Raw genomic sequence first — 12,160 nt, 5'->3', positions numbered from 1 at the left:
GCGCCCGCCTCCCCCGCCGCGCGGCGGGCGGGCCGGGCGGCGGGCCGCCGGCGGGGGGGGCGCCCCCCCGCTGCGCCCCCCCCCCCTCCCTCACCGCCGGGGGGGCCCCACGGCGGGGGTCCCGCGGGTCGGTCAGCCGGAGTGCCCGATCACGCCGCCGACGGCGGCGTGGGCCTCCCGGTATTGCGGATCATCGGAAGCGAGCGGGCTGACCGCCCCGTAAGGCAGGTCGAACTCGGCCCAGTAGAGCCGCAGCGCGATGACGTAGCTCTCGACCGAACCGGCCTCCAGGAGGAAGACCACCCTGCCCGTACCGATCGGGCCGATCCGGCGTTCGAGGTCGGCACGTTCGCCGTCATCGGCACGACGGACATGGACCGGGCCCATGTCCTTCCAGCACGAGATGCGCTCGACGCCCGCGAAGAACAGGTCGAGCACGCGCGGCAGGGACTCCCCGGACTCGTCCTCGTCGTCCATGGGCGGGAATCCCCGGATGACGGCACACGTGTGGCCGTGTCGGTAGTCGACCAGGCTGAACTGACGCCGGTCGGTCACATACGGTTCGGCAGGCACAGCACTCACTTCCTCTTCACCAGCGCCCAGCTGTTCAGCCTCTGGTTCCAACGGTAGAACTCGACTTCGTTCATGAGACCTGCCTCATGGATCCACACCAGTTCCTTCTGCGTGGCCATCGGCCGACCGTTCTTGACGGCCTCCTGTGCGAGCTTCAGGGCCTTCTCGGGCCCCTGCTTCCCGCCGGGAAGATCATCGAGCATGAAGGATATCCGCGCCTGCTTGCGGACGGCGTTCTCGATGGCGCCCTTGACGTCGCCCTGCCAGTCCGTGGACTGCATGAACTGCCGGGCCCTGACCCACCTGGCGAAGTCCTCGACCCTGGTGTCGGAACCACGCAGGTTGCGGCCGAGCGCCACGTGGTCGACCGGCCCGATGAAGCCGCAGTTGTGCGCGAGGACCGGCTCCGTGCCCACGAGCACGTAGTACGCGTGGAGGTTCGAGACCGTGAGGTCGTAGGTACGGGCCTCGCCGACCCGGTGGTTCACCGAGGCCAGCGCCGTCGTGCTGCCGTCGGGCAGCTGGAGCCGCTCGCCGGCCTGAAGGTCGCGAGCCTCCTCCCAGCGCTGGGCGACGGCGTTCCAGAACGGGTGGTGCCAGGTCGTCGTCAGCGTGGCGGGGTTCGCGTCCGCCGCCCGGCCACCCGCCGCGGAGGGCTCGACCGAGAGCTCGGTGAACTCCCCGTCGTCGTCCGTGACGATCACGTCGGTGACGGCCTCGGCCCTGCTCAGCCCCTGCTGGGGATCCGCGGAGAGAACCCGGTCCCCCGTCTGGACCTGCTCGATCGGCACCAGCGTGCCGTCCGCCATCAGGACCAGTGTCCCGGCGACGAAACTGTGGCACACCAGCGCGTAGCCGCCGTCGTAGCTGACGGTGTAGGAGCCCGGACCGGAGTCGTTCTTGTCCCCGAACGAGCCTTCGTCGTCAGTGGAGAAGTGGCCGTTGTTGCCACTGCCGCACGAACTGTGGAAGGCGCAGGAGTTGATCAGCATGCTGGCGCGCTCGCCGGGGTCGTCCTGCCCCGTGCTCGAGTAGCCGTTGATGACCGAGATGTACTCGATCAGGTCCTGGACTTCCTTCGTGCAGGCCGGACCGAGGGCCTTGCACGCGGCGGCGAGGGCGTTGTTCTCGTCCTTCACCGTCATGTACAGCGGGTACGCGATCTTCTTCTTGACCTGGGCCTCGTAGGCCTTCTGCAGCTTCTGGGCGAGGCCGGAGCCGTCGTCCTCCACGGCGACGGTCATCGTGACGGCCACGTAGACCCGCTGGGTGGAGGGCGCCGGGGTGGAGGGCTGGGGCGAGCCGCCGCTGCCGGCCGCCGCCTTGGCGGCGGCCCTTTCGTCCTCCTCCTTCTGGGTCGCGTCGGCGCAGGCCTGGCTGGCGCACCAGCTGCCGTAGAGGCCGTTGGGATCGCTGGCGTTGACCGGATCGTTGTAGCTGTAGGCGTAGGCGTTCCACTGCAGCGGGTTCGCCTGGTCGAGGATCGGGTCGGGGCTGATGAAGCGGCCCGTCACCGGGTCGTACTGCCGCGCCCCGAGGCTGGTGAAGCCGGTGAGGTCGTCCTTGAGACCGCCGACGAAGCCCTTGGTGCCGGCCCAGGCGGAGGCCCCGGGCTGGCTGCCGCGGGGGTTTCCGAAGGGGTCGGTGGGCCGTCGGGTGACGGTCATCGCCGCGTCGGTGCCGATCTGCAGGCCGTTGGTGCCGTGCGGGTCGGCGGCCTGGATCACGACGGTGCCGCCGCCGACGGGGGCGGTGACCCGGGTGAAGGTCAGCCCGCCGCCACCCGCGAGCGAACGGGTGTTGCTGGTGGCCTGGGTGGCCGTGTCCAGGGTGAGTTCGTCGGAACCGACCAGGATGGTGGTCTTGCCGGGACTGTGCCGGACCAGCTGGTTGCCGTCCGCGTCGTAGACGTAGCCGGTGCTGCCCGCCGTCCCGGTCTTGCTGACCGCGGTGGGCTTGCCCTCGGCGTTCCAGGCCAGGCTGGTGGTGCCGGAGGTGTCGGTGATCGCGGTGGTGTTGCCGACCGCGTCGTACTGGTAGCGGGTGGTCCTGCTGCCCGAGGGGCCGCTGGTGACGGAACTCAGCAGCGCGTGCGGACCACCGGTGCCGCCGCCGGTGTTGGGGGCGGTGGTCGGGGTGTTGCGGGTTCCGGCGGCTCCGAAGGTCTGGGTGGTGGTGGTGTCGTTGAGGCTGTTGCCGGTGATGTCGTGCTGGACCAGGCCGGTGCGGTTGCCCGCGGCGTCGTAGCTGTAGGTGTTCCAGTACGGCGCCGGACCGCCGACGGTGCGTCCGCCGGGGCTGACGGCCGCCGGGCCGTTGGCGTTGTCGCAGCCGCCGGTGCCCGGAACGGCGGTGGAGCTGCCGGTGCCGTGCTTGACGTCGGAGGTGTCCGTCCAGTCCGCGGTGGTGTGGACGCCGCCGGTGTCGGTCCAGGCGTTGGTCAGCCGGCCGATCCCGTCGTAGGTGAAGCACTGCAGGTCCCGGTCACGGGCGTCCTGGAGATTGGTCACCGAGGTGATCCGGCCGGACTGGGTGTAGGTGTAGCTGGTCTGGTCGGCCGAGACCGTGCCGTTCTGCCGGTCGACGAAGGAGTTGATGACCCGTCCGGTGGCCCAGTCGTACTGCTGGGTGGAGACCACCTGGGTACCGGGGGAACCGACGGTGGTGCGCACGGGCCGGGCGGCGGCGTCGTAGACGACTCCGGCCACCACGGACTTCTTGAGGCTCTTGCTGGAGACCAGCAGCCCGGTGTCGTTGTACGTGTAACCGACGGTCTCGGACGGGAGCCCGCCGGCCGCCGGCAGCGTCAAGGTGTCCACCAGCCCGAGGACGGGCTCGTAGGTGATCGACGTGCTGTAGGTACCGGCCAGCCCGCCCTCGGCGGAGGGGATGGTCACGGAGGTGCCGGTCGGCCGGTAGCCGATGTCGTAGCCGGCGACGGCGTTGACGTACTTCGCCCCGTCCTTTCCGCCCACGTACCGGGTGGAGGAGGTGGGCTTGCCCTTGGCGAGCGTGTCGAACGTCCAGGAGGCGAGCAGGTTCGCGTCGGCGACACTGCCGTTGTACTGGCCGGTCTTGCGACCGATCAGGTCGTAGGTGTAGGCGAGCGTGTTGCCCTTGGCGTCGACGGTGTGGTCGACCCGGGAGCCGGCGTCGTAGTAGGTCCGGGAGGTCCCGGCGTCCGGGTCGGTGACCGAGGTCTGCCGGCCCAGCAGGTCGTAGGTGTAGTTCCAGGTGTTCCCGGAGGAGTCGGTGTGGCTGGCCGGCTGGTTGAGCGCGGTGTAGGTGAAGGTGCTGATGTCGGCGTCGGCCGGGTTGCCGGTCGGCGCCGGGGTGCGGTACTGCCAGGTGGCGACGGTCTGACCGCGGGCGTCGGTGATCGTGCTGGTCGGCGAGGCGCCGGCCGGCGGGGTCACGTCGACCCGGTCGGCTCCGGGGTACGCGGTCGTGGTCGCCCACTGCAGGTTGGCATTGGAGCGGAACTCCGAGCGCACCTGCCGGCCCCGGCCGTCGTACGACGTCCAGGTCTGCGCCGGCACCTGCGAGTCCTGCGGGAGGAACAGCGCGGTGCCGGGGGCGGTGGTGGCCTCGTAGTAGGGCGCCGAGGTCTTGACCGTCCAGCCGTGCGAGTCGTACACGGTGTCGGTGATCAGCCGGCCGGTGGCGCGGGCGTCACTGGTCCGCTGGATCTGCCGGGTGCGGCCGAGGCCGTCGAACAGCTCGCGCTGGCCCGAGTAGGTGCCGCCCGAGCGCTGGAGCCACTCGCTGGTGATCACCGACGGGCCGGCGGTGCCGTTGACGGCGTAGCTGAACCGCTGGTTGGGCAGCTCGTCGAGGCCGCGACCGGGCACCCACACGGCGGTCAGGCGGCCGAGGCCGTCGTACCGCTGCGTGGTGGTCCGCTGGTTGGCGTCGGTCTCGTTGAGCGCCAGACCGCGACCGGGCTCCTGGTTGACCACCACCGTCCAGCCGGCGCCGAGCGGACCGGTGGTGTTCACGGTGGTCGGGAACAGTCCAGTGGCGGGGCTGCGGGTGGTGGTGGTGACGGCCGGGGTGAGCGTCGGGCCGCTCAGCTGTCCGCCGTCGGCGCCGTACGTCGAGCCGTCCGGGGTGGCGGTGGTGACGGTGCGGCCGTAGGCGTCGTAGGTGGTGCTCCCGCCGTGGGTGTAGACCGGCTTCCCGGCCGCGTCGTGGTGGTCGAGCACCTGGACGCTGGAGGTGTCGCCGGTGGTGCCGGCCTGCTTGAACGGCCGTCCGTCGTACAGCGTCCGGCTGCCGCCGACGGTGTTCGCGGCGGTCGCCGCGGTGCCGCAGGGGCCCTGCACGGTGGTCCGCCCGGCCGGCAGGATCATCAGCAGCGGGTTGTCGGAGACCGCGTACTCCATCGTGGTGCACAGCTCCGGGGTGGCGGCGGTGCCGTCCCCCTTGTCGGCGGTGTGCAGCACCCGGTTCCCGTGCGCCGGGTCGGTGGTGGTGACCGTGCTGGTGGTCCGCCAACTTCCGTCCGCCAGCTTGTCCTTGCTGATGTCGGTGACCTGGGAGTCCGGGTACCGGGCGTAGATCATCGGCGCACCGGCGCTCTGGGCCTGGTGCGCGGTCTCCTGCTGGCCGGAGCGCACGCTGCCGGAGACGGCCTTCACCGTGCCGCCCGCCTGGTCGAAGACCTCGGTGGCGACGGCGCTGCCGGCCAGCCAGTCGCTGTCCTTGACGGTGCCGCCGAGCGGGCTGGCGACCTCGACGCTGCGGGTGGTGCTGTCGGCCTTGTGGTCGCCGTCCATGCCCCGCAGATAGGTGGTCTTCTGCTGGGTCTTCGGAGCCTCGCCGGGGAAGGCGCTGCCGGTCGTGGTGGTGACCGCCTGGTAGCCGCGGAAGTAGTCCCAGGTGCGGGCCTTCGGGTCGGTGAACTCGGCGTCGTCCCGGTGCCAGGCGGCGTCGCCGTGGTAGGTGTACTCGGTGGTCCGGGTGACCGAGGTGGTGACCAGGTCCTGCTCGGTCACCGTCCGCACCATCGGCTTGTTGAACCAGTCGTTGACCGGGAACACCTCGGTCTGGCCCGGCAGCGGGATCCGGCCCGGCGGGTACCAGTTGACCGGCATGCAGGCCATGGTGTTGCTGTCGGCCGAGGCCGGCATGTGGTTGTTGACGCGCGAGCACTCGGGGTCGGTGTAGACGACGTTGATCCGGCCGCCGGTCTCGGTGGTGATCTCCTTGATGCGCGGGCGCATGAACCAGAACGAGGCCGGGTCCGTACCGTCCACCCGGTTCTGGATCATCTTGTACGCGAAGGACACCGGCTTGAGCGCCGTGTCCGGACTGCCGTTGCTGCCGGTCCGGGTGATGGAGTCCAGCCACAGCGTCCGCTTGGTCCCGTCACCCGGGTCCACCAGGGACTGGCCGAGCGCCCAGGTGTCCACGGTGACCGGGCCGGAGCCGGTCGCCACCCGGGTGGTGATGGAGGTGAGCCGCTTGGTGGAGAAGAAGGTCGGCGCGTAGTTGGTGCAGGTGCCCGAGGACGCGCAGAGCTCGTCGACCGGCACGTCCGGCCAGAAGTCCGCGTTGGCGGTGGTGCGCTGGCTCTCCGCGCAGGTGACGCTGCCGCCGGGCTTGCAGCGCTCCGCGGTCGCGTCGAACAGCACCTCCGCGCCCGGGGTGAGCGTGCCCTTGGCGGCCTTCTGCTCGTCGTAGCGCTGGTTGTAGCCGATCTTCGTCAGCGTGGTGGCGCGCTCGTAGGAGGTGAGGGTGCCGCTGTTGTTGTTCTGCCCGCCGCCGCGGCTGTAGTGGTTGGTCTCCGGCGCGTAGCGGTAGGTGATCAGGTTCTTGTGCGGGTCGACGACGTAGTCGAGCTGCCAGCGGTAGGCCATCTGGCACCAGGAGCCCTTGCCGGTGGACGCGCCGTAGCAGGGGTCGCCCGGGTTGGGCGAGTAGACCGGGCTGGTCAGCACGGACTGGGCGGCGGGGTCGGTGGCGTCGCCGCCGGGCAGGTGGTTGCTGCCGAAGTAGTACTCGGTGCCGTCCGGGGTGGTGATCCGCCAGTACTCGGTGTCCTTGTACTCGCGCTCACCGGCCGCGCGCGGGGCGCCGGTGAGCCGCTCGACCTTGGAGCCGTCGTCGCTCTGCAGGTGCCAGACGCCGGTGTCGTCGTCGCGCACCAGGGTGCCGGACCGGCCGCCGAGCGAGAGCGTCGCGTTCTGCCCGCCCCAGCAGCGGTCGCCGGAGTTCTTGATGCCCTTGTCGCCGGCCTTGTCGCAGGTGCGGTAGGAGCGCTCGATGAAACCGGGCTCGTACGACCAGCCGTCACCGATCCAGGAGGACTGGGAGTTGGTGGCGGACGTCCGGCCGTCGACGGCGGAGGAGTTGTACCCGAGGACGACCGACGGCGCCAGGCCGCCCAGGGGCGGCGGGACCTGGATCGTGTAGTTGTAGGTGAAGCTGCCGACGTTCGAGCCGGCGCTCCACTCCATCGACGGCGCGAGCGCCGTCGCCGCGTAACTGCCACCGGGTCCCGACGGGGTCGGCTCGGCGGACAGGACCAACGGGGCCGCCGCAGCGCCCTGCGCGGCCGGAGCGGCGGTCTTCGCCGACACGGTGGCGTCGACGGACTGCAGGACCACGTCGGCGGACAGCTTGCCGCTCGCGTCGACGGTGGACTCCACCGCCGTCCTGGTCCGGCACTCCTCCCGCTCCGGGGTGGTCAGCGCACAGGCGGGCAGGGCGACCAGGCGTGCCCGGTCGGACCAGCCGCCGGCCTGAAGGCCCTTCAGGTCCAGTGAAACGTGCGTCCGCCGTCCCTCGGCGGACGGCGTCGTGTCCGCGTCGGTCAGCGCGACCAGCGCGCTGCCGGCACCGGCGGCCCGGCCCTTGGCGGTGTCCGTCACCTCGACGGACACCGCGGTGGCCTGCGGCGCTGCGGTCTGCGGCGCGTCGGCCCCGCGGTCCGGAGCCGACGCCTCGAACGCCGCGCCGTCACCGGCGGGCGAGAGCAGGACCGGCAGGGTGCCCGCCCGGCTCGGCGTGGCGCCGCCCGAGGCCGGGGAGGCGCCACCGGTCGCGGCGCGGGCGGCCTGGGCCGCCGCCGCGTCGGCGCCCAGCCGGACGGTGGCCTTGCCGGGCGCCACCGGCGCGGCCACGACCGGCGTCCAGGTCTCCGGACGCGACGCCGCGGAGGCGGCGCCCCTGCCCTCCGGCAGGTGGTCGCGGCCCGGCACCGACGGTGTGTCGGCACCGAGGGGTGTCTGCGCCGGGGACCATATCCGGTCCTCCGACTCGGGTGCTGCCGCCCAGGCCACACTCGGCGGCACCACCACACCGGTCAACGTCAAGGCGAGCAGGGCGGCGAGGCCCGGCGACCGGCGCCTGCCCGTCCTCCCGGCCCGCTTTCGGGCATGCCGAAGCTCCACGTCAGTCCCCTCCGTAGAACGGCATGACGCGTCATCAGGGGTTCGACGCGTCTGTCCGCGCATAGATCGGGCACGCACGTTAGTGATCGCCCGTCAGGTCGCGCCACCACGAATCGGACGAACCGAAATTGGTTTATACCTTTGTTACCGAGGCTCGTGGTGCCAATGGGACATGCGGGAACAAAGCGCCGAACGGGATTGACCAACCCCATGGCCAGCAAGCATCGTTCGTTCCCGCACACGCCGCCCCGGAGGGGCGGGCTTCACCGGAGGGGACCGATGTCGTCCATCAGAAGCACCCAATCACCGCCGAAGCGGATACCTCGCACCCGCACCCGCAGGTCACCGAACCGGGCCCTCGCGGCGCTCGGCACCAGCCTCGCGCTCGGCCTCGGGCTGCTCGGCGGGACCGGCGCCGCCACGGCGGCGGCCGCACCCGGCCCCGCCGGCGGGAGCCAGGTCCCGGTCACACCGACCGGTACCGCACCGCAGCGCACCCCCGAGCAGCAGGCCATGCTCGACGCCGTCACCACCGCGAAGTCGACCGGCAAGCCGGTGGTCGTCGAGGCGATGACCACGGAGACCTCCCGGACCGTGGCCAACCCCGACGGCACCCTCACCACCACCGACCACAGCGCACCCGTCCGCACCAGGAGGTCCAGCGGCTGGGCCGAGCTCGACGCGACGCTGCGCACCAATCCCGACGGCACCCTCGCCCCGGCCGTCTCCTCCACTCCGGTGACCTTCTCCGGCGGCGGTCGCGGCCCGATGGCCACGCTCGCCACCGAGGACGGGAAGAAGATCTCCTTCGACGCCCCGTTCCCCCTCCCGAAGCCGACCCTGGACGGCGCCACCGCCACCTACCCGGATGTCCTGCCGGGCGTCGACCTCCAGCTCACGGCACTGACCGACGGCGGCTGGCGCGACGTCATCGTCGTCCGCACCGCCGAGGCTGCCGCCGGCCCCGCCCTGAAAGCCCTGCGCTTCCCGATCAAGGCCGAAGGGTTGAACGCCTCCACCACCGACTCCGGGGAGGTGGAGGTCAAGGACGACGGCGGCACCGTCCGCTTCCGCTCCGCCGCCGCCCTGCAGTGGGACTCCTCCCGCCCCGCGCCCGCTTCCGCTTCCGCCTCCGGCAAGTCGGCCGCGGCGGGCAGGTCCGCGGCGGCGCGCAACGATCCCGACGCGCCCCCGCCGCCGCCCGCCTCCACCGCCGAGGGCCCCGGGGACGGCGCCAACCTCGCCGCGATCACCACGACCGTGACCGCCGGCGCCCTGGAGCTCACCCCGGACCAGGCCGCCCTGGGCTCGGGCACCGGCCCCTGGTTCCTCGACCCGACCTTCGTCTCGGCCGCCAGTTCCTCCGAGGGCTCCGTCCAGGTCCAGGAGAACTACAAGACCGCCAAGAACTACAACAAGAAGACCAACCTCTCCACCGGCTACTGCGGCTACCACAGCAGCGACCCGAACCTGAACTGCCAGTACGAGGGCCGGGAGCGCGCCTACTTCAAGATCCGGATCAACCCGGTCCTCTCCACCATCCCCAACGGGGCCCAGTTCCCGCCCACCCTGTACACCTCGATCCTCAACGGCCAGGTCAGCGAAGCCTCCAGCCCCGGCACCCCCACCGACCTCGGCGTCTACTCGGCGCCGCGGGACCGGACCATCAACGACGCCAGCGACTGGAACAACCAGCCGTGCGGCACCAACGGCAACCTGGTCATGGAGGGCTGCGACTACGTCGGCACCCAGCACATCACCGGGTCCGGACCGCTGGCCGTCGACGTCTCCGCGTGGGTGAGGTGGTACGCCACGGAGAAGTGGGACTACTGGACCATCGGCATCGTCCCGCAGGCGAGCGAGTGGGAGAAGCTCTACCGGCACAAGATCGCCAGTAACCCCAGCATCGCCACCACCTACGACATCACCCCCACCGTCTGGTACCCGCGCACCATCCCGGCGCCGGGCTTCGCCGACAGCCACACCTCCGCCGAGTGCACCAGCGGAGGCGCCAACCCGTGGGACAACCCCGGCTGGATCGGCAACAACCAGAACATCCAGCTGCGGGCCAACAGCTGGTCGCCCGCCGGGCAGAACCTCTACACCGGCTTCCACCTCTGGGACGACAACGACCCCAACTTCAGCATCATGGACGGTGGTTGGGGAGGCAGCTACAACGACCCCGGCTTCGTCCTGCCGGTCGGCTCGCTCGCCGACGGCCACCAGTACGGGTGGGTCGCCCGGGCCACCGACGAGGCCCTCACCTCTCCGAACAGCGCCAACTGCTACTTCCGCGTCGACCGCACCAACCCGCGGGTGAGCATCGGCTCGACGGACTTCCCGCCGTCCGGGACGCCCAACGACCACCCCACCCGGTTCGCCAACGACCCCCAGCACCCGGGCACCTTCGTCATCAACGCCGAGGACCCCGCGCCCGGCGCCGGTCTGCGCGCCTCCGGCGTGGCCTGCGTGCGCTTCAGCACCGACCCGACCCCGGTCGTCGGCTGGCAGTGCGGCCAGCCCGGCACCCACGCCGCGGGCTCGTCCGTCACCTTCGCCCCCACCCGCTGGGGCACCAACTCCGTCTACGCCTGGGCGATGGACGTCGCGGGCAACTACAGCCAGCGCGCCGACTACAACTTCTACGCCCCCTGGAAGCCCGGCACCGCCCCGATCTTCGGTGACACCGACGGCGACCAGATCCCCGACATCGTCACCCCCGACGCCGCCGGCAACCTGCGCACCCTGAGCGGCAACAACGACCCGTCGCGCGCCATCACCGCCACCGCCGCGAGCGCACCGCGCAATGACATCAACGACACCACCACGAGCTGGGCCGACTACCAGGTCACCCACCGCGGCACGCTCAACGAGGTCGGCGACCTGGACCAGCTGATCGTCCACAACACCCGTGACACCAACCTCAAGAAGAACCTCTACCTGATCGACAACGACGGCACCGGCCGGTACGACCAGTACACGAAGATTCCGCTGACCCGGCAGAAGTCCACCGCCTGCGCGGCCGTCCCGACCTCCGGCCTGAGCTGCCCGGCCGACCGGCCGTTCGCCGCCGACTGGTCCCAGGTCGGCCAGGTGATCGCGCTCGGCACCCCCGACGGCGAGCTGACCCAGAACTTCCCGGCCACCTCGACCGAACCGGCCCGCACGAAGCTCATCAGCCAGACCTCGGCGCTCACCGTCGAGGGCGGCCGGCTCTGGCTGCACGACGTCAGCGAGCTCAAGTGGAACGACGTCAACTCCCCGGCGCTGCTCATCCCCACCGCTCCTGGAACGGGCAGCTGGGACGACTACGACCTCATCAACCCCGGCCCCGCGAACGGCGTGACCAAGACTCCCGGCTTCGACGACGCGTGGCAGGCCACCCTCTGGGCCCGGCATCGCGCCACTGGTGACGTCTTCTCCTACCCGATCACCCGCACCACGGACGGCAAGTCCGACTTCAGCGCGCTGACCAAGCCCAACGGCGGCACGCTGATCGACCGCGGCGACGGTCTGACCGCCGCCGCCTACCCCAAGATCGGCGCCGCCGACTTCAACGGCGACGGCTTCGCCGACCTCTGGGGCATCAACACCTCCGGCACCGTCACCGTCCTGACCGGCGGAGGCAACGCCACCACGGCCCCGGGCAAGGTCACCGGCTTCACCGGCGTATCGACCATGGGCAATGCCAACACCAGCGTCTCCGTGCACTCCAACCAGGTCTCCTGGCAGTGCGTCGACGCCGAGGGCGGGGCGCGCAGCGGGGCCGCGATCACCTCCTACGCCTGCTGGGACACCCCCAACCAGCGGTTCACCTTCGGCATCGACGGCACGATCCGCGCCGCCGGTTACTGCCTGACCGCGCAGGACCCGGCACTCGTCAACGGCGCCGCGGCCGTCCTCGCCGTCTGCGACAACAAGCCGTCCCAGAAGTGGGCGACGACCTCCGACGGCCGGATCTACCTCCCGGCCACCGTCACGACCTCCAACCCCGTCGGCCGCTGCCTGGAACGCCCCCAGGAGAACCCCGCCCAGGCCATCCGCCTCGGCATCTGGGACTGCCAGGCCTCCAAGCCCCACCAGCAGTGGACCCTGAACCTCGAGTCCAAGATCTGACCCCCTGACACACCTCGGCCCGCCCGTCCGCGCCTCCACAGGGAGCGCGGACGGGCGGGCTCTGGACGGGCCGG

At 71.3% G+C, this 12,160-nt stretch carries 3 protein-coding genes; 1 reads left to right on the top strand and 2 read right to left on the bottom strand.

What is annotated here, in order from left to right; translation table 11 throughout:
* Positions 1-132: 132 nt before the first annotated feature.
* Entirely contained in the window at positions 133-477 is a 345-nt protein-coding gene (locus ACFVUH_RS24225) for a hypothetical protein (protein ID WP_387915319.1), read from the bottom strand.
* A gap of 101 nt (positions 478-578) precedes the next feature.
* Positions 579-7,892 carry an RHS repeat-associated core domain-containing protein gene (locus tag ACFVUH_RS24220; protein ID WP_387915318.1) on the bottom strand — a complete coding sequence of 2,438 codons (7,314 nt, stop codon included), beginning with the start codon at positions 7,890-7,892 and terminating at the stop codon, positions 579-581.
* Between the two features lie 357 nt (positions 7,893-8,249).
* Here ACFVUH_RS24220 and ACFVUH_RS24215 point away from each other — a divergent pair, with 357 nt between their 5' ends.
* Positions 8,250-12,086: a ricin-type beta-trefoil lectin domain protein gene (locus ACFVUH_RS24215; protein ID WP_387915317.1), complete on the top strand. Its 3,837-nt coding sequence runs from the start codon at positions 8,250-8,252 to the stop codon at positions 12,084-12,086.
* Positions 12,087-12,160: the final 74 nt, after the last annotated feature.

Origin of the sequence: Kitasatospora sp. NPDC058032 (genome assembly GCF_042885845.1) — a bacterium.
Lineage (GTDB): Bacteria > Actinomycetota > Actinomycetes > Streptomycetales > Streptomycetaceae > Kitasatospora.
Note: the sequence above shows the minus strand (reverse complement) of the source record. Positions and strands in the feature narration are given on the sequence as shown.